The sequence below is a fragment of the Devosia sp. genome (assembly GCF_036563435.1).
Classification (GTDB): Bacteria; Pseudomonadota; Alphaproteobacteria; order Rhizobiales; family Devosiaceae; genus Devosia.
In genome coordinates, this window is record NZ_DATCMJ010000019.1 from 105,912 (window position 1) to 128,703 (window position 22,792).

The 22,792-nt window shown below is 64.0% G+C and carries 21 protein-coding genes; 12 read left to right on the plus strand and 9 right to left on the minus strand.

Features of this window, described 5'->3' with window-relative positions; all coding sequences use genetic code 11:
• Position 1 precedes the first annotated feature (1 nt).
• The 9 genes from VIL88_RS17055 (at position 2) to VIL88_RS17095 (ending at position 10,966) form a co-directional block, all read left to right on the plus strand.
• A complete protein-coding gene (locus VIL88_RS17055; RefSeq protein WP_331990814.1) occupies positions 2–340 on the plus strand; it encodes a YciI family protein in 339 nt (112 codons plus the stop codon).
• Positions 341–342: 2 nt separating this feature from the next.
• Entirely contained in the window at positions 343–1,581 is a 1,239-nt protein-coding gene (locus VIL88_RS17060) for an RNA polymerase sigma factor (protein WP_331990815.1), read from the plus strand.
• A 117-nt stretch (positions 1,582–1,698) separates the two neighbouring features.
• Positions 1,699–4,041, plus strand: coding sequence for a bifunctional diguanylate cyclase/phosphodiesterase (locus VIL88_RS17065; RefSeq protein ID WP_331990816.1), 2,343 nt, complete (start codon positions 1,699–1,701; stop codon positions 4,039–4,041).
• Positions 4,042–4,182: 141 nt separating this feature from the next.
• Complete coding sequence (locus tag VIL88_RS17070; protein ID WP_331990817.1) at positions 4,183–5,205, plus strand: substrate-binding domain-containing protein; 1,023 nt, start codon at positions 4,183–4,185, stop codon at positions 5,203–5,205.
• 102 nt (positions 5,206–5,307) lie between these two features.
• Positions 5,308–6,807: a sugar ABC transporter ATP-binding protein gene (locus VIL88_RS17075; protein WP_331990818.1), complete on the plus strand. Its 1,500-nt coding sequence runs from the start codon at positions 5,308–5,310 to the stop codon at positions 6,805–6,807.
• Positions 6,804–7,739: an ABC transporter permease gene (locus VIL88_RS17080; RefSeq protein ID WP_331990819.1), complete on the plus strand. Its 936-nt coding sequence runs from the start codon at positions 6,804–6,806 to the stop codon at positions 7,737–7,739. The genes VIL88_RS17075 and VIL88_RS17080 overlap by 4 nt, the downstream gene beginning before the upstream one ends.
• Positions 7,740–7,748: 9 nt before the next feature.
• Complete coding sequence (locus VIL88_RS17085) at positions 7,749–8,705, plus strand: ABC transporter permease (protein ID WP_331990820.1); 957 nt, start codon at positions 7,749–7,751, stop codon at positions 8,703–8,705.
• Positions 8,706–8,708: 3 nt separating this feature from the next.
• Entirely contained in the window at positions 8,709–9,734 is a 1,026-nt protein-coding gene (locus VIL88_RS17090; RefSeq protein ID WP_331990821.1) for a LacI family DNA-binding transcriptional regulator, read from the plus strand.
• Entirely contained in the window at positions 9,731–10,966 is a 1,236-nt protein-coding gene (locus tag VIL88_RS17095; protein WP_331990822.1) for a Gfo/Idh/MocA family oxidoreductase, read from the plus strand. Before VIL88_RS17090 ends, VIL88_RS17095 begins: the two co-directional genes overlap by 4 nt.
• Here the strand turns inward: VIL88_RS17095 and VIL88_RS17100 are convergent.
• Entirely contained in the window at positions 10,963–11,118 is a 156-nt protein-coding gene (locus VIL88_RS17100; protein WP_331990823.1) for a hypothetical protein, read from the minus strand. The two genes, VIL88_RS17095 and VIL88_RS17100, sit on opposite strands and share 4 nt — an antisense overlap.
• A 148-nt stretch (positions 11,119–11,266) precedes the next feature.
• On the opposite strand from VIL88_RS17100, the gene VIL88_RS17105 reads away from it, so the two are divergent.
• Entirely contained in the window at positions 11,267–11,521 is a 255-nt protein-coding gene (locus VIL88_RS17105) for a hypothetical protein (RefSeq protein ID WP_331990824.1), read from the plus strand.
• 7 nt (positions 11,522–11,528) lie between these two features.
• Here the strand turns inward: VIL88_RS17105 and VIL88_RS17110 are convergent, their stop codons facing one another.
• The gene (locus VIL88_RS17110) at positions 11,529–14,477 is read right to left on the minus strand and encodes a PAS domain-containing protein (protein WP_331990825.1); all 2,949 of its coding nucleotides are present in this window, start codon (positions 14,475–14,477) and stop codon (positions 11,529–11,531) included.
• A 143-nt stretch (positions 14,478–14,620) separates the two neighbouring features.
• On the opposite strand from VIL88_RS17110, the gene VIL88_RS17115 reads away from it, so the two are divergent.
• On the plus strand, positions 14,621–15,451 hold the full coding sequence (locus VIL88_RS17115) for a hypothetical protein (RefSeq protein ID WP_331990826.1): 831 nt from the start codon (positions 14,621–14,623) through the stop codon (positions 15,449–15,451).
• Positions 15,448–15,978, plus strand: a complete 531-nt coding sequence (locus VIL88_RS17120) for an AAA family ATPase (RefSeq protein ID WP_331990827.1) — start codon at positions 15,448–15,450, stop codon at positions 15,976–15,978. The genes VIL88_RS17115 and VIL88_RS17120 overlap by 4 nt, the downstream gene beginning before the upstream one ends.
• Here the strand turns inward: VIL88_RS17120 and VIL88_RS17125 are convergent.
• From VIL88_RS17125 to ugpB, 7 genes are all read right to left on the minus strand, one after another.
• The gene (locus VIL88_RS17125; protein ID WP_331990828.1) at positions 15,975–16,904 is read right to left on the minus strand and encodes a dihydrodipicolinate synthase family protein; all 930 of its coding nucleotides are present in this window, start codon (positions 16,902–16,904) and stop codon (positions 15,975–15,977) included. The two genes, VIL88_RS17120 and VIL88_RS17125, sit on opposite strands and share 4 nt — an antisense overlap.
• Before the next feature lie 70 nt (positions 16,905–16,974).
• Positions 16,975–17,757, minus strand: a complete 783-nt coding sequence (locus VIL88_RS17130) for a DeoR/GlpR family DNA-binding transcription regulator (protein ID WP_331990829.1) — start codon at positions 17,755–17,757, stop codon at positions 16,975–16,977.
• Between the two features lie 7 nt (positions 17,758–17,764).
• On the minus strand, positions 17,765–18,511 hold the full coding sequence (locus VIL88_RS17135) for a glycerophosphodiester phosphodiesterase family protein (RefSeq protein WP_331990830.1): 747 nt from the start codon (positions 18,509–18,511) through the stop codon (positions 17,765–17,767).
• A 37-nt stretch (positions 18,512–18,548) separates the two neighbouring features.
• Positions 18,549–19,607 (minus strand): sn-glycerol-3-phosphate import ATP-binding protein UgpC, encoded by a 1,059-nt coding sequence (locus VIL88_RS17140; protein WP_331990831.1) that lies wholly within the window; start codon positions 19,605–19,607, stop codon positions 18,549–18,551.
• 2 nt (positions 19,608–19,609) lie between these two features.
• Positions 19,610–20,458 (minus strand): sn-glycerol-3-phosphate ABC transporter permease UgpE, encoded by an 849-nt coding sequence (gene ugpE / locus VIL88_RS17145; RefSeq protein ID WP_331990832.1) that lies wholly within the window; start codon positions 20,456–20,458, stop codon positions 19,610–19,612.
• 10 nt (positions 20,459–20,468) lie between these two features.
• Positions 20,469–21,353, minus strand: coding sequence for a sn-glycerol-3-phosphate ABC transporter permease UgpA (gene ugpA / locus VIL88_RS17150; RefSeq protein ID WP_331990833.1), 885 nt, complete (start codon positions 21,351–21,353; stop codon positions 20,469–20,471).
• Positions 21,354–21,418: 65 nt separating this feature from the next.
• Positions 21,419–22,744, minus strand: coding sequence for a sn-glycerol-3-phosphate ABC transporter substrate-binding protein UgpB (ugpB, locus tag VIL88_RS17155; protein WP_331990834.1), 1,326 nt, complete (start codon positions 22,742–22,744; stop codon positions 21,419–21,421).
• Positions 22,745–22,792: the final 48 nt, after the last annotated feature.

The following is a 22,792-nucleotide window of genomic DNA, read 5'->3' on the forward strand; positions in this document are numbered from 1 at the left end:
TATGTGCCTTGTTGTTGTCGATACCGATCTCGCCGGCGCCATGACTCCGGACGATTGGGCACGCATGGGCGAAGAGTCCTATGCCTATGACCAGGGATTGATGGCGCGCGGCGTCTACGTGCATGCCGAGGCGCTGGAGGGCCGCCAGCTGGCGCGGACGGTGCGGGTGCGGGGCGGGGAGGCGACGATCACTGATGGTCCCTTCATGGAAAGCAAGGAGGTCGTTGCCGGCTTCATCCTGGTGGATGTGGCCGATGCCGACGCCGCCATGGAGATCGCCCGCAACATTCCCATGGCGCGGCTCGGCGCCGTCGAAGTGCGGCCGGTCATGACCTTCTAGCCATGAGTGCATGCGGCCCGGCCGAGCTGGAGCAGGCGTGGCGTCAGCACTCGCGCAAAGTGCTGGCGACGCTGATCCGCTTGCTGCGTGACTTCGACCTGGCCGAAGAGGCCCTGCATGACGCGTTCCTCGCGGCGGCCCGGCAGTGGCCGGAGCAGGGCATGCCCGGCAATCCAAGCGCCTGGCTGGTGTCGGCCGGCCGTTTCCGCGCGCTCGACAAGCTGCGGCGCAGGTCGCGCTTCGCGGCGGTGCAGAACGCGCTGCTGTTGCAGCAGGACGAGGCGGAGGACACGGCGGCGGGGGAGGACCTGGTGCTCGAGGATGACCAGCTGCGCCTGATCTTTATCTGCTGCCATCCCGCGCTTGCGCCCGAAGCGCAGGTCGCGCTGACCTTGCGCGAGGTTTGCGGGCTGACCACCGAGGAAACGGCACGTGCTTTTCTGACCCGCACTCCGGCCATGGCGCAACGGATCGTACGAGCCAAGAGCCGCATCAGGGAAGCGGGGCTGCTCTACGAGGTGCCCGAGCGCGGTGAACTGGACCGGCGCCTCGATGCCGTGCTGCGCGTGATCTACCTCGTCTTCAACGAGGGCTATTCGGCGAACGCGGGTGACCTTGTGGCGCGGGTCGACCTCTCCGACGAAGCCATCCGGCTGGCTCGCCTCCTGCTCGATCTGCTGCCCGAACCCGAAGTCATGGGCCTGCTCGGCCTGATGCTGCTACACGAATCACGCCGTGCGGCGCGCACAAGTGCCGAGGGCGAGATCGTGCTCCTCGCGGATCAGGATCGCAGCACCTGGAATGCCGAATTGGTGCAGGAGGGAACGGCGCTGGTCGGCCGGGCTTTCGCAAGCGGTCATATCGGGCCCTACACACTGCAGGCGGCGATTGCCGCAGTTCATGCTGCTGCCGCAAGTTCCGAAGCAACGGACTGGACGGAGATCGCAGGCCTCTATGACGTGCTGATGCGCGCAGCACCATCGCCGGTGGTGCAACTCAACCGCGCCGTTGCCATCGGCATGGCACGTGGCGCCGAGGCGGCCCTGCCGCTGATCGAGGCGCTGCTGGAGAAGGGGGATCTCACGGAATACCATCTCGCCCATGCCGCAAAAGCCGACATGCTGCGTCGGCTCGGCCGGCGGGCGGACGCGCTGGCCGCCTACCAGCAGGCGTTCGCCCTGTGCCGGCAGGAGCCGGAGCGGCGATTCCTGCAGCGGCGGATGCACGAACTCGAGGGCTGAGGAGCCTGGCGCTCAGTCGCGTTACCAACAGCAAAGCGGGTGGTGCGTAAAAGGTTAACCATTTGTTCAACCTCTCCGAAAGGGGATGACGGCAGCTTCTCCCGCGATGGAGGCGCCATGTTCTCGGTAATTTCCTGCCTGGCCGCGACACATGACTGGCGCTTCGTCGCGGGCGCCATCAGCATGTGCATGATCGGCGCTTTCAGCACCGTGATCATGCTGACCCGGGCGCAGGACTGCGCGCGCGATCACCGGCGCGTCTGGATCGCGGCGGCAGCGGCAACCGGCGGCACCAGCATCTGGGCAACCCATTTCATTGCCATGCTGGCCTATGATGGCGGCTACCCGATCAGCTACGACGCCGGGATCACGGCCGTCTCCATCCTGGTTGCCATGGGCATGTGCTGGGCGGCGTTCACGGCCGCCTTCCGGTGGCCGAGCCTTCCAGGAGTGATCGGGGCCGGTTGCCTCTTTGGCCTTGGAATCTCGGCCATGCACTTCACGGGGATGCTCGCCGTGTCGGCTGCCGCGCGGCTGACCTACGCGCCCGGCCCAGTTGCGGTCGCAGTGGGCTCGAGCTTCCTCTTTGGGTCGCTGTCCCTGCTGGCGGTGCGGTTCCTGACGGGGTATCGGCGTATCCTTGCGGGAACGGTGCTGGTCACCACGACTGTTTGCGCGCTGCACTTCACGTCCATGGGCGCCGTGACGCTTGTTCCCGACCCGCTCGTGGTGGCGCGGAGCCTTTTTCCGATCGATCATCCGGTGCTTGCGGCAATCGTCGCCGCGGTGTCTTCGGCGATCGTTCTCCTGGGAGGCGCGGCGGCCCTGATGGACCGTTACCTCACCGACGTGCGCGGATTGGCGGATGCTGCCATGGAAGGGCTCATCTTCGTCCAGGACGGCCGGATCGTGGAGGCCAATCGCAGCCTGGTCCAACTCCACGGCGGCAACGCTGCCGATTTGCGCGGCAGGAAGGTCAGCGAGATTCTGCCCCACCAGCCGGCCGCCTTTTTCGACGCGGCGACCCGCTTCGGCGAGTTGATCAAGGCCGATGGAAGCTGCGTGGATGTCGAGGTCCTGAGCCGGGAACTGGAGTATCGCGGCCGCCAGAGCCTGGTCTACGTTGTGCGCGACCTGACGGAACGCCGGCGCTCCGAGCGGATGATCGACCATTTGGCGCGGCACGATCCCCTGACCGGCCTTGCCAATCGCCGGGAGTTCGACCTGTGCCTGACCCATTTGCTCGGGCAGAGGGCTCCGGAGGACCAACACGTGGCGCTGCTGTGCCTCGATCTTGATAACTTCAAGACCATCAATGACACGCGCGGCCATGCGGCGGGCGACGCTGTGCTGCGAAAAGTCGCCGATGTGCTGAAGGATGCCGCAGGTCCAAATGACTTCGTGGCCCGGCTGGGCGGGGACGAGTTCGCTATCGTCCAGCGCGGGGAGCAGCAACCCGCCACGGCTCGTGCGCTTGCCGAAGCGGTGATGGCGCGCATCGGGGCGTTGACGCAGTCCGATCCCGCCTTGCCCGCCTTTGGCACCAGTATCGGCGTCGCCATTGCCGCAAAGGGTGATGTGCCGGCGGAGACCTTGCACGCTCATGCAGACGCAGCGCTCTATGAAGCCAAGAAGTCGGGCCGGGGAGCAGTCCGGCTTTATGACGCGGAGCTCGAGGCGCGCATCAAGCGCAAGCGGCAAGTCGAGGCAGAACTGCTCGAGGCGCTTGCCAGCGAACAGTTCGGCCTCGATTTCGAGCCCTTCACCGGCGGTGCCGATGGGACCCTTCTGGGCTATCGGGCCAGCATCTGCTGGGAGCATCCCGTGCAAGGCCGACTAAAGGCGGGCGACTTCCTTCCGCTGGCAGAAGAGCATGGCCTCTTGAACCGCGTCGTCGCCTGGATGTTCGAACGGGCTGCTGCGGAAGCACAGCTATGGCCAAACCAGCTGCGGCTGGCCGTGCCGCTCCCTTGCCATCGCCTCCTGTCTTCGGCCTGCTACGAACAGCTCTCCCGCATCCTCCGCTGTGCCGGGCTCGATCCACGCCGGCTCGACCTGGTCATCCCGGCCTCTGCCCTGGGCAGTGCCGATGCTTGTGCAGCCGCAACGCTGCAGCGGTTCAAGGGGCTAGGCGTGGGGATCATCGTGACCGATTTCCTTGCCGAGCATTCGGCACTCACCGCACTGCAGGGGTTTGGCTTTGAGCGGGTCAGGGTGGATGCCGCTTCGTTCTTGCGGCTCAGAGACCGGTTCTCCGCCAAGGCACACGACGCGGCGCTCCAGTTCCTCGATGCGGTCGGCATTGGCTGCATCGCCCGTGATGTCGAGACTGGCACGCATCCGATGCTTCCGGCCGGCACCTCCAACGATCCGGACCAGACCGGCAACAGGGTGGAACTGCGCTATTCGACACCGATAAGCTTCAGCGCTTCTGATGCGAAGCGGCAGGTGCTGAACTAATCAACCGAAAGCGCAGGGCGAGGGGCAGCCGGCACCATTTTCATCCCTTGACGAGGCAATGTAACCGGTTACATTCGAGAGCACGGGCCGCCTTGGCTCGGATCGAGCCGGCGCCATGAAGTGTCGGATGGGAGGACATTTATGAAGAAATCTATCGTGCTGGCGGCGGCGACGCTTGCCTTGATGACCGGCTCTGCCTTGTCGCAGGAAAGCTTCAAGATCGGCCTCAGCAATGGTTGGGTTGGGTCGGAATGGCGCACCCAGATGATCGAAGAGGCGCAGGCCGCTGCCGAAGCCTGGGGCGAGCAGGGCGTCGAGATCGAACTGGTGATCCAGAGCTCGGACGTGGACGTGCAGGGCCAGATCGGCGCCGTGCGCAACATGATCAATGAAGGCGTCAACGCCATCATCATCAATCCCAACAGCCCCACCGCCTTCGACCCGATCTTCGCCCAGGCCAAGGAAGCCGGGATCCTCGTGATCGCCACCGACGCCGAAGTCAGCTCGCCCGACGCGCTCTATGTCGGCATCGACCAGACCGACTACGGTCGCAAGGGCTGCGCCTGGCTGGCCGAAACGCTCGGCGGCGAAGGCAAGGTCGTGACCATCAACGGCGTTGCCGGCCATCCGGCCAACGAAATGCGCGCCACCGGCTGCAACGAGGCGCTGGCAGCTCACTCGGGCATCGAGATCGTCAACGCAGCCAATGCCAACTGGGACCAGGCCCAGGGCCAGCAGACTATGCAGAACCTGCTCGCCACCTATCCCGACATCAATGGCGTCTATGTGCAGGACGGCATGGCCGCCGGCGCCTGGCGCGCCATCGAGGCTGCCGGCAAGACCGCGGACATTGCCGCCACTGGCGAAGTGCGCAAGGACTTCCTCGACCTCTGGAGCGCCAACAACTACAACTCGGCCGCTTCGGTGAACCCGCCCGGCGTGATGGCCTCGGCCCTCAACGTCGCCGTGCTGGCCCTGCAGGGCAACGAGTTCAAGGAAGGCATCCTTGGCGGCGTCTATGGCAATGCCATGTTCCTCGACATTCCCTTCATCAGCAACGAGAACCTTGCCGAAGCAGTGGCGCAGGCCGAAGGCAAGCCCGGCCACTGGTCGGTGACCCAGGTGCTCTCGCCTGAAGAAGCCAAGACCCGCTTCTTCCAGTAAGCATTGACCACCATCCGGGCGCCTGGGGCGCCCGGACATCCGCCCGGCAGCTTCTCCGGCCCGCCGGCCTGTTCTGCATTTCCCTTCCCGCCTGGATCTCCCATGAGCCCCGTCCTCGAAGCCAGCAATATCACCAAGCGGTTCGGTGCGGTTCAGGCCCTGGCCAAGGGCGATCTGACTCTGGAGAAGGGCGAGATCCATGCCCTGTTGGGTGCCAATGGTTCGGGCAAGTCGACCCTTTCCAAAGTTATCGCCGGCACTATCGCACGCGACGGTGGCACGCTGCGCTGGGAGGGGCGGGACCTTAACCCTAAAAGCCCGCGCGAAGCCGAGGCCCTGGGCATCGGCCTCTTTTACCAGGAACTGTCGCTCATCCCGCAGCTCTCGGTTGCAGACAACATTTTCCTTGGCCACGAGCGCAAGGGCGCAGGTGGCTTTCTCGACGGCAAGACGCTGCAGCGCGATACCGAAGCCTTGCTTGCCCGCTTTGCCGCGGTAGCAGGCGAGGGTTTCAGCCACGACGCCACAGTGTCGCGCCTGAGCCCGGACCAGCGGCAGATCGTTGAAATCCTCAAGGTCCTGTCCCGGAAGCCGCGCCTCATCATCTTCGACGAGTCGACCGCTGCGCTCGACCGGCGCCAGGTGGACGTCTTCTTCGAGATCCTGCGCGAGTTGAAGGCCGAGGGCGTCACCAGCATCTTCATCTCCCATCGCATGGACGAGATTTTTGCTATTTGCGACCGGATCACCGTGATGCGCAACGGTGCGACCGTGGCGAGCTTCAGCACGGCTGGAACCACGCGCGAAGCGGTGGTGCATGCCATGGTGGGCGAAGTCACCATCAACGAGCGCGTGGCGCGGGTGGTGCCGTCCAATAGCCAGAGCCGCCTCGAGGTGACCAACCTCACGAGCCGCCGCCTGCAGGACGTATCCTTTGCCCTCCGGCCCGGCGAAATCCTGGGGCTGGGCGGCCTCCAAGGGCAGGGCCAGTCTGCCGTGCTCCGGGGCCTTTTCGGTGCCGATGCGTTGTCCGGCGGTTCGGTCATGCTGGATGGAAAGGCGATCACGGTGCGCAAGCCGGCCGATGCCATCCGCTCGGGGCTTGCCTATGTGTCGGGCGACCGGGGGCGCGACGCCGCCTACCATGGCCGCTCCATCTTCGAGAACATTGCTTCGGCAAGCCTCGTCAAGGAGCGCCGGTTCTTTGTCTGGCCCAACAACCTCAAGCAGCGCTTCACCGACGCGGCCGCAGCGCTCAACACCAAATATGCCGGGCTAGAGGCGCCGATCGGCTCGCTCTCTGGCGGTAACCAGCAGAAGATCTTCATCGCCCGCTGGCTGGCGACCAATTCGCCCGTGCTGCTGCTCGACGATCCGACCAAGGGCATTGATCTTGCAGCCAAGGCCGACTTCTTTGCGCTGGTCCGAGGCCTTGCCGACCAAGGCGTCGGCATCATCTTCTATGCCTCCGAAGACGCCGAACTGCTCAGCCTCTGCGACCGCATCCTGGTGTTCAATTCCGGATCGGTTGCCGCAGAACTAAGCGGCGAGACGCTGACCGCCTTCCATCTCACCAACGCAGCATACGGGAAGGCGGCATGACCCTGTTCCGCAACCGCCTCTGGCTCGTGACCCTGAGCGCCTTGGTGGTGTTCTTTGTCATCAACTGGATTCTCCAGCCCAACCTCGTGACGCCGAATGTCCTCAAATCCAACCTGTCGGTGTTCCTGCCGGTTGTGCTGGTGGCGATCGGACAGACCTATGTGGTGCTGGGCGGCGACATCGATCTTTCGGTCGGGCCGGTCGTGGCGCTGGTCAATGTCGTCACCGTCACGATCATAGCAGCCTTGGGTGGCGGTGCATCGGGGGTCCTGCTGGGCCTCCTTGCTGGCATGGTGACGGGCGCTGCTTGTGGGCTGTTCAATGGCCTGCTGATCTCGGGTCTGAGGTTTCAGCCCATTGTCACGACTTTTGCGACCGGCATCATCTTTGGGGGCCTGGCGCTCCTGATCATGCCGACGGCGGGCCTGCCGGTGCCGGCGGAATACTGGCGCACCTATGGCGGTGCCGTTCTGGGGGTGCCGCTGGTGGTGTGGATCTTTGCCCTGGCGCTGGTCGTGATCGCGGTGATCAGCCGCCGCCCCTTCTTTAAACACCTGTCGGCCGTTGGCGGACAACGCACCGCAGCCTTTCAGACAGGCCTCAAGACCGGCCAGATCCGCGTCCTTGCCTATGTGCTGAGCGGGCTCTTTGCCGCGGCGGCGGCACTCTGCCTGACCGGCGAGACCGCGAGCGGCGACCCGCTGATGGGGCGCACCCTGGCGCTGGCTTCTGTTTCGGCCGTGGTTCTGGGCGGAACGGCCCTGGCAGGCGGCTCGGGCAGCGCCTTTGGTTCGGTGCTGGGGGCGCTGGTGCTCGGCATGATCGGCAATGTCATCTTCTTTGCCGGCTTGCCCTTCGATTACCAGACGCTGATCCAGGGCCTCATCACGCTGCTGGCCCTGGCCGGCGGCGTGCTGGTCGCGCGACGCTAGGAGAACGGCATGGACCGCATCAAACCCGTTCTCACCAATCCGCTGGTTCTAGCGACGCTGTCCATCGTTGCCCTCCTCGCCGTGGGCGAGACGCTGTCGCCCGGCTTTGCACGCGGCGACCAGATTATCCGGTTGCTGACGGTGTCGGCCATCCTGGGCATGGTCGCCGCCGGGCAAAGCCTGGTGGTAATTGGCGGGCGGGAAGGCATCGACCTTTCGGTCGGCGCCCTCATCTCGCTGGGCGCTGTGCTGGCCGGCAATGTCATGGGTGGTGCGGATGGCGGCATCCTGCCGGCCATCTTCGTGGCCGGCGGCATAACCTTCCTCGTGGGCCTGGTCAACGGTTTGGGCGTGACCTTCCTGCGCATCCCGCCGCTGGTCATGACGCTGGGTATGACCGGCGTGATCCAGGGGGCGCTGATCGTCATTTCTCGCGGCATCCCGTCCGGCAATGCGGCGCCCTCGCTGATGGGCTTCGTCAACCGCCCGCTCATTGCCGGCATTCCGGGCGTGCTCTGGCTCTGGCTGCTGCTGGGCATCGGCATGTGGTTCCTGCTGCGGCGCACGCAGTTCGGCTACGCCATCTATGCCATGGGCTCAAATGAGCGCGCGGCGGAGCTCACCGGGCTTCCGGTGCGCCTGATCCGCACCCTCCTCTACGGGCTTTCGGGCCTGCTGGCCGGCGTCACGGGCGTGGTGGTGATCGGTTACACCGGCAACAGCTTTGTGTCGGTGGGCGACCAATATGTGCTCCCCTCGGTGATCGCCGTGGTGATCGGCGGCATTTCCCTTGCTGGTGGTTCGGGCACCTATCTTGGCGTCATGCTGGGCGCCATCGCGCTCACGCTGCTGCAGAGCGTGCTCACAACGCTGCAGATGGAGTTCTGGAGCCGGCAGCTGATTTTCGGGGCCGTGCTGCTCCTCCTGATGCTGCTGTATGGCCGGACCAACCGACTTCGGGTTTGAACCGTGGCTGCCGCAACCATCAGGAATGTCGCCGATCTCGCGGGAGTGTCGACGGCCACGGTGTCGCGCACCCTGACCCATCCTGAGCGGGTGGCCAAGGCGACCCGAGAGCGTGTGCTGGCGGCCGTGCAGTCGACCGGCTTTGTCCCCAACCGGCAGGCCGTGGACTTCCGCCGGCGCGCCACCAAGAACATCGTCCTCCTGGTTCGCGACATTACCAATCCGTTCTATCTCGACATCTACCAGGGGGTCGAGGAACTCGCCTTTGCCAACGGCTATAGCGTCTTGATGGGCGATGCCGCCTATGACGATACGCGCGTTGCGCGCTATGTCGACATGGTGCGCAACCGGCAGGCCGACGGGCTGATCCTGATGACCGGCTGGCTGCCGGAGAGCCTGCCTGAGCACAATCTTCCCACCACAGTCATCGCGCTTGAACTGGTAGCGGGTAGCGCCTTGCCGGTTGTGTCCATCGACAACCGGGCCGCCGCCCGCATGGCGGTGGAACATCTGATCGCGCTGGGGCACCGTCGCATCGCCCATATCACCGGGCCGATGAGCCTGATGATGTCGGCGGAGCGTCACCAGGGGTACCTGGATGCCCTGGCTGCCGCGGGGATCAGGCCCGATCCGCAGCTCACCTTCAACGGTGATTTCCACCTTGCCGCCGGTGGCGAAGGCGTGCGGGCCATGTTTAGGGATGGCGCCGATTTCACGGCCATTTTTTCGAGCAACGACGAAATGGCAGTGGGTGCCATCAACGAGTTGCGGGCGCGGGGGCTCGATGTTCCCGGCGATATCTCGATCGTCGGTTTCGACGACCTGAACTACGCCCTCTCCTCCGATCCGCCGCTCACCACGCTGCGGCAGCCGCGCCGCGAAATCGGCCGCCGCGCCATGCAGATGCTGGTCGACCTGCTGGAAGGCAGGGAACTGCGGACGCGGCACGACGAGGCGCCGATCGAACTTGTCGTGCGCGCCAGCACCGCACGGCCACGCAACACAATCCTCAAGGGAGTAGGGGCATGACCACCACGCCGCGCCAGACGTTGCGCATCGGCTTCATCGGTTCGGGCTTTATCGCCCATTTTCACCTCCGTTCGCTGACGGGGGTACGCAATGTCGAGGTTCGGGGCGTCTATTCGCCGACCCCCAAGAAGCGCGAGGCCTTTGCCGAAGCCGTTGCCGAGCTCGATCTCGGCCAGTGCCGGGCCTATGACAGCCTTGAAGCCATGCTGACCGCCGACGACATCGATGCGGTCTGGATCCTCTGCCCCAACCACACGCGCCTTGATGCCATGCGCCAGATCGCCGATGCGGTGAAGTCGGGCCGCTCCAAGGTCTTTGCTGTCGCCTGCGAGAAGCCGCTGGCGCGCACCATTCGCGAGGCGCGCGAGATGCTGCAACTGGTAGAGGAGGCAGGCCTCAACCACGGCTATCTTGAAAACCAGCTGTTCTCGACGGCAGTGCTGCGCGGCAAGGAAATCATCTGGCGCCGCGCCGTGCCCGCGACCGGGCGTCCCTACCTCGCCCGTGCTGCCGAAGAGCATTCTGGTCCACACGAGCCCTGGTTCTGGCAGGGACAACAGCAGGGCGGCGGTGTGCTGCTCGACATGATGTGCCATTCGGTCGAGGTCGGGCGGTTCCTGCTGACCGCGCCGGGTGCAGACCGATCCACGCTCAGGTTCAAGAGCGCCACCGGCGCTGTGGCGACCCTGAAATGGGCGCAGAAGAAATATGCCGCCGATCTCAGCGCCCGCATGGGCCGCGAAGTGGATTATTCCCGCCGCCCGTCGGAAGACTTTGCCCGCGGCATGCTGACCTTTGAAGACGAGAACGGCAACGAGGTGGTGGTGGAGGCGACGACCTCATGGGCCTATGTCGGGCCTGGCCTGCGCATCCAGCTCGAACTCCTCGGGCCCGAATATGCACTGGAATTCTCGTCGCTCTCGACGGGGCTCAAGATCTTCATGTCGCGCGCCGTGTCTGGCAGCGAGGGCGAAGACCTGGTGGAAAAGCAGAATGCCGAGCAAGGCCTGATGCCGGTGCTCGAAGATGAGGCCGGCATCTACGGCTATACCGACGAGAACCGGCACATGGTCGAGGCCTTCCGCCGCGGCGAGGCGCCGCTCGAAACCTTCAAGGATGGTCTGGCCGTGGTCGAGATGCTGATGGCCCTCTACAAATCCGCCGAGGAGCAGCGCACCGTCTTTGCCGACGAGGACCTGCTGGACTATGTGCCTGTGGTGGCAAGGCCCTAACCGGCGGTCTGGGAGATCACCGCGAAAACGATCGCGAGGATAGCAGCGACGAGCACCACCACCATCAGGACTAGAGGCAGAGGCCCCGCCCACGAGTTTGTGGCATCTCGGGTGTCGAGTGGCTTGTTGTCGTGGGGGCCTATCTCGGGCATTTGCCGGCTCCAGAATTGCTGTCGTCGGAAGCAAACTCGCGCGGTGCCACGCTGTTCCGTGTTAACCTCGGGTAAACCACGCTCCCAGATGCGGTGGAACCCTCCCTGACCCTTCTGATTGTGGTGATGAGGGAGTGGGGAGACTTCTATGGAGCAGGGTGAGGACTTCGACGAACGTCTGCGCAAGTCGGCGCGGCTGTTGCATGCGTGGGCTTGGATGGCAGAGCTTTCGACGCGGCCGGAGGAGGCGCTGCACGTCCTTCAGGAGGAAGCGCGATTCCTGGTGCGCATGGGACCGCAACATCCGCAGCGATGGCGCGAAATCGGCAGCCTGATCGTCGCCTACAACAAGCTTATCGGCGGCGTGCGGCACCGCTGCCCGGACAGCCACCGGGCCGCTTGAAGCCGCGCTACTGCGTCGAGCCGCGCATCACCGAGCCGACCTGCGCGGCAAGCTCCTGCCGCGTGAACGGCTTGTTCAGTTTGGGCAGATCCGGGTCGATGCCTTCGAGCTCGGCATAGCCGGAGATCACGAGCACTTTTAGCTGGCTGACCTGCTCCAAGAGGTGGCGCGCCAGCTGCGTACCGGTCATTCCCGGCATCAGATGGTCCGTGACCACGAGGTCGGGTTTCAAGCCATCATTGATTAAGCTCATCGCCTCGTTGGCCGATCTGGCCTCCACTACGCGAAAGCCGAGTTCCGCAAGCATGTCCGCGGTGCTCATGCGCACCATGTCTTCGTCGTCCACAAGGAGTGCCAGGCCCTGCGCGCCCGACAGCGCTTCGCCCTGGACCTCTGCCTTCTCGACGGCCTGCGGCAGGGAGCCGTCCTGTGGCAGCCAGAGTTCGACATTGGTGCCGATTCCGGGCCGGCTATGGATGGTGAGGGCGCCGCCCAGCTGGCTGGCGAGGCCATGCACCATGGAAAGACCAAGCCCCGTGCCCCGGCCGATGCCCTTGGTGGAAAAGAACGGCTCCACGGCGCGCGCCAGGGTCTGTGCGTCCATGCCCATGCCGGTATCGGCGACCGACAGGCGGATGTACTTGCCCGCCTTGAGGCTAGACCTGGCGCCAAAGCCCACAGTCTCCGCTGATGCCGTGATCCGCACAGTGCCGCCTTCCGGCATCGCATCGCGCGCATTGACCACAAGGTTCAGCAAGGCCATTTCCAGCTGGTTGGCGTCGGCCTTGGCCTGGGGCAGGCCGCGGCTGGCATTCACCACCAGCTGGATCTGCGGGCCCATGGTGCTGGTGAGGAGGTCTACCATGCCCTCGATCAGGGTCGGGATATCGACAGCCGTCGGCTGGAGCGGCTGCCGCCGCGCAAAGGCCAGCAGCCGCTGCACGAGGGTCTTGGCGCGGTCGGCGGACAGGAGGGCATTGCCAATGAGCTTCTGCTCGCGCTCGTCGCCCGTGCCCTTGCGCTGCAAGCGGTCGAGCGTGCCCAGGATCGGCGTCAGCAGGTTGTTGAAGTCATGCGCCACGCCGCCCGTCAGCTGGCCCATCGCTTCCATCTTCTGGTGCTGACGGAGGGTTTCTTCGGCGACAACCTGGGACGTCACGTTGCGGCTCGAGCCGATCAGCCGGGTAACGCGGCCTTCGGCATCACGCACCGGAACAATGGAGGAGTCCCAATATTGCGAGCCGCTCGGCAGATCATAGACCTCGCGGTATTGGTGCACCGTGCCAGTAGCGACGACCTGCCTATAGGTTTCCGCAATTTTTTCCGCCGCTGAAGGGGGCAGGAAGTCCTCGATGCGCTTGCCCCTGATGTCCTCGATCTTGAAGCCCACGCCGGCCTCGTGAGCGGGATTGACCTCTTCGGCGACAAAGCCCCCGTCCTCGCTGATACCCATGACAAAAAGCGCCTCGGGAGCATTCTCGAAGTAGGCGCGGTAGAGCGCATCGGCATCCCGGCGGGCGCGCTCAGCCTCCAGCAACCTATGCTGCTCGCGCAGCCGCTGCGTGACGTCGCGCACGAACTGGTAGGCCCCGACCACCTCTCCTGCGGCGCCACGCAGTGGAAAGAACTGCATCTCGTAGGATCGTTGATCGGGTGACTGCTCGCCAAAGGTTTCGACAAGGACGAACTGCTCGCCAGCCAGCGCCCTTGACCAGATGGCTTGGAGGTTTTCCCGGTCGCCTGGGCGCTGGGCCAAGGCGGCGAGCATGTTGTCGCCGGCACGGGGTTTGGCAACGCCGAAGAGCTGTGCGAACTCGGTTGCCGCAGCCGCGTTGATGGCCACCCAGGTAAATTCGCGGTCGACGACCTGAACAAAGATGTCGGTGCCGTCGAGGATATCGGCAAGCACCTTGCGCTCGGCCAGCGCCGCGTCGACGCGCTGCTCCAGGGTCTCGTTGAGTTGGCGTAGCTTGGCCTCGGCAGTGGCCCGTTCTACCGCCTGCCAGGTCTGCTCGACCACTTCCCGTGCCAAAGCTGTGTCGCTCTCGGTCCAATGATGCGGTTCGGGATGGTGGAGAAAGAGCATCGCCGCGAAGCGCCCATCCTTGAACAGGGGAACCGCCAGCACTGAGCGGGTATTGATCGCCGCAAATGCTGATCGCGATGGCCCGACGCGCGGGTCATGGTCGACATCGTCGACCCACATCATGCGCCCGGCGCGCAGTTCGGCGATGATCTCCGGGCCGAAATTGTTCATGCGATGGCGGCCGGCCACGCTGCCGACCCGCCCATCTGTCCAGTCCCTTTCCACGGTGACATATTCCTCGGCGGGGTCGATCTCGCCATAGCCCACCCGCGCAATGCCCAGTTCCCGTCCCAAGGCTTCTGCCGCGGTGGTCATGACCTGGACGGGGTCGCTTTCCCCGCGCAACTTCCGCTCCAGGGTGAGCCGGAAAGCATCCCGGCGCTTGCCGATCACCTGCTGGGTGGTTTCAGTCACGGCGCAGAACATGCCGCCGATAGCGCCCGCGTCATCCAGAACGGGGGAGTAGGAGAAGGTGAACCAGGTCTGCTCGTCATAGCCACGCCGGTTCATGACCAGCGGCAGATCCTGCTGGTAGGTGGCTTCGCCCCCAAGCGCCGCCTCGATCAACGGCAGAATATCGGTCCAGATCTCGCTCCAGATGTCTATGAAGCGGCGCCCAAGGGCGGCTGGGTGCTTGGCGCCGAGGATTTCGGCGTAGGCATCGTTGTAAAGAAAGCCCAGCTCCGGCCCCCAGGCGGCGAACATCGGAAACTTCGATTGGAGCAGGAGACCGACCGTGGTGCGCAGCGCCGGCGGCCAGGTGCCAGGCTCACCCAGGGGGGATTGGGACCAGTCATGCTCACGCATGCGCCGCGCCATTTCGCTGGCCCCCCTAAAGAGGTCATGGCTGGAAACGGCGTGGCTGGGCATGTGGAGCTAACCTCTTGAACATAGTAGCTTTGGCAAGTTCCGCTCCGGCGGTCTATATCCAAAGTGAAGCCCGGAGCAGTGGACTTGCCTCCAACGAGCACAAGTGATTGATCCTGCGCTACTCAAACAGGAAAGACACGTTCGTGACCTCTGAACTGATCGCCGTCACTGCTCTTTATGACATCGGACGCGGCCGGGTGGGACGTCCGATCGAGCAGTATATCGGCTGGCTTAACGCTACACTGCGCCTGCCGCTGCGCTTCACTATCTTCCTTGATCCCAATATCGACGCGAGCCTGGTTACCTTGAAGCCGGGTGATCGCCTGGTGCGGACGCCGCTGGAAAACTTTTATCCCCTGCGATGGGAATCCAAGGTCGACGCCATCCGGAGCCGCTCGCAAAGCCAGGATCTGACCTTCACCCTTCCACGCTATGCCCTGGTAGTCATGAGCAAGTATGACATGATGCAGCGCGTGGCGCGGGAAGAGGGCGGGGCGTGTCGCATGCTCTGGATCGACGCGGGCCTTTCGCGCTTCTTCCGACAGGATCTGGCTGCAGGGCGGCTATCTTCGCGTCGCCTCGAACGGCTTGGCAATGCAGGCTTTGCGGCACCGGCCACCAAATGGGGGCTCAAGCAGATCAAGGAAGGCAATGCAAACAACCTTGTTGGCCAGTCTCCACGTTTGATTACAGCCTGCGATATGTACGCCACCGGCGCGGGGGCAATCGATGCTGCCGATAAGCTCTATGCCATGGTGGAGCAGCGCTGGCTGCCCAATGGCAAGTGGGACAACGAGCAGGTGGCCATGGGCTGTCTTCTGGCCGAGGGTTGGCCTGGCTTCCAGGTGACCGGCGTCAACTCCAAGTTCGGTTCGCTGGTGGAGGACCTGTTCGGGGTAAAGCTGCATCGAAGAGGGCTGCCGGGGCGCATCCAGCGTTGGTTCGATAAGGTATTGGGAAGGCAGCGCGCGTGAGCACGCGGCACGTTGTACTTTCCGGCTGCTCGGGCGGGGGAAAGTCTACGCTCCTGACGGAACTGCAGCGGCGGGGCTTCAAGGTTGCCCCCGAGCCTGGCCGGCGCATCGTTGAGGAAGAATTGCGCGGCGACGGCAAGGCGCTGCCCTGGGTCGACCTCGAGGCCTTTGCGCAGCGGGCGATGGCCATTGCCGCGGACGATCGCAGGCGCATGGCGGGAGAACCCGGCTGGGTCTTCTTTGATCGTGGCCTGATCGATGCGGCCGTGGCGCTCCAGCATGCGACCGGCCAGCGGGCGGCGGATCTCCTCGAGCCATATGAGCGCTACCACGCGACGGTGTTTCTGACGCCGCCATGGCCGGAAATCTATGTCACCGACAGCGAACGTCAGCACGACTTGGCCGATGCCGAGGCGGAATACGGGCGGTTGCTAACGGCCTACGATGCGCTTGGCTATCGCACTCTACTTGTCCCAAAGGTGCCGGTCGTCGAACGCGCCGACTTCGTGCTGCAGCATCTTTCCTAAGCCAGAAGTGTTTCCTTGCCTTCCCCGACACCTATGATTGGCGCGACAGCAGCCGCTATCTTTTCACGGGCTTCCGTCGAAAGCGGGAGGATAGGGCGGGGCGGTTCAGCCAGTCCCAGGCCGAGCATGTCGAGCAGCACATACATGACGCGCAGACTGCCGTAGCTCCTGAAGGTATCCCAAAGCGGTTGAAGCAGTGCGTCAAGCCGTTCCGCCTCCGCGGCATCGCGGTTTCTGGCGGCGTGGGCAAGGGCCATCACTGGGCGGGGCAGCATGCCACCCAATACGCTGTAAAAGGCATCGGCTCCCGCCAGCAGCGCTCCGGCCATGCCCCAGTCGCCGCTATAGCCGATGGCGAGGCCGGTGCTGTCGCGAAGACGGGCGAGTTCGCCGGCGAAGTCGTTGTCGGGTGGAAGCGGCATCTTCACCGCCGCGACAGTTGGAAGGCGCGACAGCCGCTCAAGAAGGTCTGCCCCGAAGGCGAAATGGGTCGTGCTGGGATTGTTGTAGATGGAGAGCGGCAACTCCGAAGCGGCGGTGACGGCGCGGTAATGCTCGAAGGCTTCGTCCTGCGTCAGTGGCGTATAGGACACTGGTGCCATCAGGAGCGCATCGGCGCCCGCGGTCTGCGCATGCTTGGTTAGGGCAACGGCGTTGTCGCTGCGCAGCGCCCCCACACCGACGACAATTGGCACGCGGCCCTGCACAGCCTCGACGGCCGCCTCAAGCGCACGCTTCCGCTCCTCGACCGGCAGATAGGCATAGATGCCCGTGGAGCCCAGAAGGCCAATCGAGTCCACTTTGGCCTCACACAGCCGCTCCATGAGGCACGCAAGCATCTCGGTATCCACCCGCCCCTCAGTATCGGCGGGTGTGATCGGGAAGGCTGATAGGCCGCGGAACAGATTTGGGTTGTGGGCTTGCATTGCTAAGGCTTCCTGATTGCCGGCGACGACTACAATCCGGCCAAGCGCTTGTCGAGGATCGGAGGCAGGATCAGGCAGGCTCCTCGGCACAAAGGACCACTTCCGTACCCGCAGTGGCCAGGGCCCGCGCCGCGGCTTCATCCGGGAGGCGGTCGGTATAGAGCCTGCCGACCTTGCTGAAGGGCACGACCTTGACCGAGGCGTCACGGGACCACTTGCTGGCGTCGGCGGCAAGAATGGGGGTGCGGGAGTTCTCGATCAGGACGGCCGTGATCTGGGCTTCACTATAGCTGAAGTCGAGAACACCATTGCTGGGATGAAGCGCCCCGGCGCCGATGACGGCATAGGACGCGTAGAATTTCTCGAAGAACCGCAGCACGTCGGCGCCGATGACATCCCGGTCGTTGTGGCGCAGCAGCCCGCCCGTCACATGCACCTCGACCTTTGGCGCCTCGCAGAGGGAAAGGGCGACATCGATATTGTTGGTGACCACCGTCAGGCCCGGATGGTCGGTCAGCGCCTGGGCCACGAATTGCACGGTGCTGCCGATGCCCATGAACACGGTCGAGCCCGGCTCGATGGTCTCGGCGATGCGGCGGGCGATGCGCTTCTTGGCGCTGCTGTTGAGCACCGATCGCGCATTGATAGAGATATTGCGCCCCTCGACCGGAACATCCACGCCGCCATGGAAGCGGCGAGCGAAGCCGAGGTCGCACAGGGCATTGATGTCCCGCCGGATCGTCTGCGTAGTCAGGTCATAGCGGGCGGCAAGGTCGTCGATATACTGAGCGCCGTCGCTCTCGATCAGCGCCAGGATATCGCGTTGCCGCCCTGAGAGCGTATGTTGCCCCATCGCGCCCTCAGTTCAGGAAAGCCGCGGGATTGTCGGTGATGACGCCGCTAAGGCCTGCGGGCCAGAACGAGGCCAGCACTGCCGGTTCGTTGCAGGTCCAGACCCGCACCTTGATGCCGAGCCGGCCCGCCTCTTCCAGCAAGCCGATGCTGAGCGCCTTGTAGTGGAGGTGGATGGTTGTTGCGGGAATGGAAGCGAGCCGTTCCTGCCAGTTAGGAGGGACCTTGCTCCACAGCATGGCCATTTCGAGCCCGGGCTCCAGCCTGTGCATGGCGGCAAGCGCCTCCGGGTCAAAGCTCGAGATCATGACGCGGGTGGTGGCCCCCGCCGTCCTGAGCGCCGCCCGGACCGAAGTTGTGAGCTGTTCGAGCGAACGGTGATGCTCGTGCTGCTTGATCTCGATATTGGCGCCAAGACCGAGTTGGCCGAGAAGCTGCAGCGTCTCGGAAAGAGTGGGCACGCGCTCGCCGGCAAAGGATGCGCCGAACCAGCTTCCGGCATCGAGACGATCGAGGTCGTCCTTGTTCAGTGCGCCCAATGAGCCGGTCCCGGAGGTGGTGCGGTCGACACTGTCATCATGGATGACCACCAGCGTGCCATCGGCGAGCAGGGCCACGTCCAGTTCCACCCACTGGGCGCCTTGCTCCGCCGCAGCCCGGAAGGCGGCGAGGGTATTTTCGGGTGCAACGGCGGAGGCACCGCGATGGGCCTGCACTTCGTCCCGCTGCGGTCCGGTTTTGACGCTGTTCGACATGACGCTTCTTTCAGGATCCCCTGCGCTGCAGGGGGTGTTAGTTCTGGCCAGTACCATCCGTCCGGCGGCCGGTCTGGCTGTTGAAGGGATGCATGGCCGATGTCGGCGCGTAGAGCCTGATCGCGGCACCCTCCACGAGGCTTGGCCGCCCGGGAACGCGCAGGATCAGGGTCTGGCCTGCCAATGCTACATGGAGATGGCTCTCGCCCCCGATGGGTTCGAGCAGTTCGACCACGCCATCGAGTTCGATACCATCGCCATGTGTCGGCTGGATGACGAGATCGTCGGCCCTCAGACCGACAATGTCGGTGTCCTGGGGAAGCCTGCTGAGGTCAAACCCGGTTGCGCCGGCAAGGGCATCCACAGGTATCAGGTTCATGGGTGGCGAGCCGATGAAGCCGGCGACGAACAGGGTGGCGGGCCGGTCATAGACTTCGGTCGGCGTCCCGATCTGCTCGACGAGGCCGCTGTTCATCACCACCAGGCGGTCCGCCAGGGTCATGGCCTCGAGCTGGTCATGGGTCACATAGAGGCTGGTGGTCTTGAGCCGGCGCTGGAGCTTGCGGATCTCGACCCGCATCTGCACGCGCAGCTTGGCGTCGAGATTGGACAGCGGCTCGTCGAACAGAAAGGCCGAGGGTTCACGCACGATGGCGCGGCCCATTGCCACGCGCTGGCGCTGGCCGCCTGAGAGCTGGCGCGGTTTGCGGTCCAGCATCGGGCCGATCTCGAGGATCTCGGCGGCCTCGGCAACGCGCCGGTCGATCTCGGCCCGTGGGGTGCCCCGGTTCTTGAGCCCGTATTCGAGATTTCCGCGCACTGTCATGTGTGGGTAAAGGGCGTAGTTCTGGAACACCATGGCGATGTCGCGCTCGGCCGGCTCGGCCTTGACCACGTCGCGACCGCCGATCTCGATGCGGCCCGAGGTGACGGTTTCCAGACCCGCCACCATGCGCAGCAGGGTGGACTTGCCGCAGCCGGACGGTCCGACAAGGACGATCAGTTCGCCATCGGCGACGGAAAGGTTGACGCCTTTGACGGCGAGGACATTGCCGCCATAGCTCTTTTGCAGGTCGACGAGGTTGATGGTTGCCATAACTATTTTTCCGTTTCGACCAGGCCTTTGACGAAGAGGCGCTGCATGAAGATGATGACGAGGACCGGCGGCAGCATGGCCAGCATCACGGCGGCCATGACGAGGTTCCAGTAAGGGTCGGCGTCGGCGCTGGCCGCCAGGCGTTTGATGCCCATGACGATGGTGTAGTAGCGGCTGTCGGTGGTCACGAGCAGCGGCCAGAGATATTGCACCCAGCCATAGATGAAGAGGATCACGAACAGCGCCGCAATGTTGGTGCGGCTGAGCGGCAGAAGGATGTCGCGGAAGAACTTGAGCGGTCCTGCTCCGTCGACCCGCGCCGCTTCCATCAGTTCGTCGGGAATGGTGAGGAAGAACTGGCGGAACAGAAAGGTCGCCGTTGCCGAAGCGATCAAGGGAATGGTGAGGCCGGCATAGGAGTTGAGCATCCCCAGATCGGCCACGACCTTGAAGGTGGGCATGATGCGTACCTCGACCGGCAGCATCAGGGTGATGAAGATCATCCAGAAGGCTAAGAGCCGGAACGGGAACTTGAAGTAGACGATCGCATAGGCCGAGATAATCGAGATGATGATCTTGCCGATGGCGATAGTCAGAGCCATGACCGTCGAGTTGATGAGCATCAGCCAGACCGGCGGTGCGCCGGCCGAGGAAAGGCCATTGGTCAGCATCAGCGCGTAATTGTCCACCATGTGCGGACCTGGCAGCATCGGCGCCAAGCCACGGGCGAAGGCATTGGCGTCGTGGGTGGAGGCGATAAAGGCCAGGTAGACCGGGAACACAACCGTAGCGACGCCGACGATCAGCACCAGGTGCGTCAGAAGATTGAGGAAGGGCCTGTTTTCGACCATGGCAGGCCTCCTAGTACTGCACACGCCGTTCGACCCAGCGGAACTGGACGACGGTGAGGATGATGACGATCAGCATCAAGATGACCGATTGTGCCGAAGATGACCCGATGTTGAGCCCCAGGAACCCGTCGGCATAGACCTTGTAGACCAGGGTCGTCGTGGAGCCCGCTGGGCCGCCGCCTGTCGTGCCGTCAATGATGCCGAAGGTGTCGAACATGGCGTAGTTGATGTTGACGATCATGAGAAAGAAGGTCGTCGGCGACAGCAGCGGAAACACAATGGTCCAGAAGCGCTTGAACGGACCAGCGCCATCCATGGCGGCGGCTTCGACCAAGGACTTGGGTACCGACTGCAGGCCGGCGACAAAGAACAGGAAGTTGTAGGATATCTGCTTCCAGCTGGCGGCGATGATCACGAGGATCATGGCATCGTTGCCGTTCACCCGGTGGTTCCAGCGATAGCCGAAAGCGTCCAGCAGATAGGGCACGATGCCGATGGTGGGGTTGAACATGAACCACCAGAGGATGCCCGCCACAACGGGCGCCACGGCATAGGGCCAGACCAGCAGCGTCGTATAGAACTTGCCCGAGCGCAGCAGGCGGTTAACGCAGATCGCAAGGAGAAGCGCCACGCCCATCGACAGCGCCGTCACGCCGATGGCGAACAGGGCCGAGCGGCCCATGGCGTTGAGGTAGCCCGGTTCAGCAAAGAGCCGCGTGTAGTTCTGGAACCAGATGAAAGTGGTCCTGAAGCCGAACGGGTCCTCACGCTCAAAGGAGGATTTGACCGCCTGTGCGGCAGGCCAGAGAAAGAAGATGATGGTGATGATCAGCTGCGGCGCGAGCAACGCGTAGGGAAGCAGCTTGTTGGGAAAGATCGTGCGTTTCGATTGCATCGCCGGCTCTTGAACTGCAGCTGGAGCGGACCCGCACCGTGGCGCGGGCCCGTCGCGAGCCGGGTTTAGCTGTTGGATGCCTCGAAATCGCGCAGGATCTGGTTGCCGCGTTCAACGGCGCTATCCAGAGCCTCCTGGGCGGTCTTCTGCCCCGCCAGCAAGGCCTCGAACTCGGCGTCCACGGCGTCGCGCGCCTGGGTCAGGTTGCCGAAGCGGACGCCTTTGGAGTTTTCACTCGGCGTGCCGCGCATGATCTGCTCGATAGCGATGTCGGAGCCAGGATTGGCTTCGTAATAGCCCTGTTCCTGGCCTAGTTCGTAGGCGGCATTGGTGATGGGCAGGTAGCCGGTGAACTGGTGCCAGTCCGCCTGCACTTCTGGCTGGCTGAGATAGGTGAAGAACTTGGCGACGCCGTTGTAGACCTCGTCGGACTTGCCGTTCAGCACCCAGAGTGTGGCGCCGCCGATGATCGAGTTCTTGGGCTCTTCGATCACGTCGTCATAGTAGGGCAGGGGCGCAAAGCCGACCTCGAAATCGGTGGCGTTGCGGATGACGCCGGCGCGACCGGCCGAGGAGTTCATGAACATGGCGCATTCCTGCGACACGAATTTGGGCTGCGCGTCGGCGCCACCCACCGGACCGCCATACTGGAACAGGCCCTCGTCGGACCAGCGCTTGAGGTTGTCCCAGTGCTTGACCGTGACTTCGTTGTTGAAGGTGAACTCGGCAGCCGGGCCGCCAAAGCCGTTCTGGAGGGTCCCGAAGGGCTGGTCATGCAGCGCCGACATGTTTTCGGTGTGGATCCAGGTGATCCAGGCGGTGGTGAAGCCGCACTTGGCCGCGCCCGAGTCGACGATCTTGCGTGAGAACTCTTCGACTTCTGCCCAGGTCTTGGGCGCCACTTCCGGGTCAAGGCCGGCTTTTTCGAACACGTCCTTGTTGTAATAGAAGATGGGCGTGGATGAATTGAAGGGCATGGACAGGATGTTGCCCTCGGTATCGGAGTAATAGCCGACCACTGGCTGCAGGAAGCCGCTCGGATCCCAGGGCTCGCCCTTGTCCGTCATCAACTGGTGCACCGGGTAGACGGCGCCCTGGGCGGCCATCATCGTGCCGGTTCCCACCTCATAGACCTGAACGATCGCGGGCTGCTCATTGGCGCGGAAGGCGGCGATCGCAGCGGTCAGCGTCTCGGGATAGGTGCCCTTGAAGACAGGCGTAACCTTGTACTCGGTCTGGCTTTCGTTGAAGCCCTGGGCGACTTCCTCGAGTTTTTCACCCAGTTCGGCGCTCATGGCGTGCCACCAGGTGATCTCGGTCTGCGCGGTGGCCGGCGAGGCCGACAGGACGGCAGCCAACGCTGCCGACAGGAACAGTGCGTTCTTGTACATGCTCACTCCCTTTTATCTCCCGGAGCCTCCCGCTCCGAGCTTGCCTTA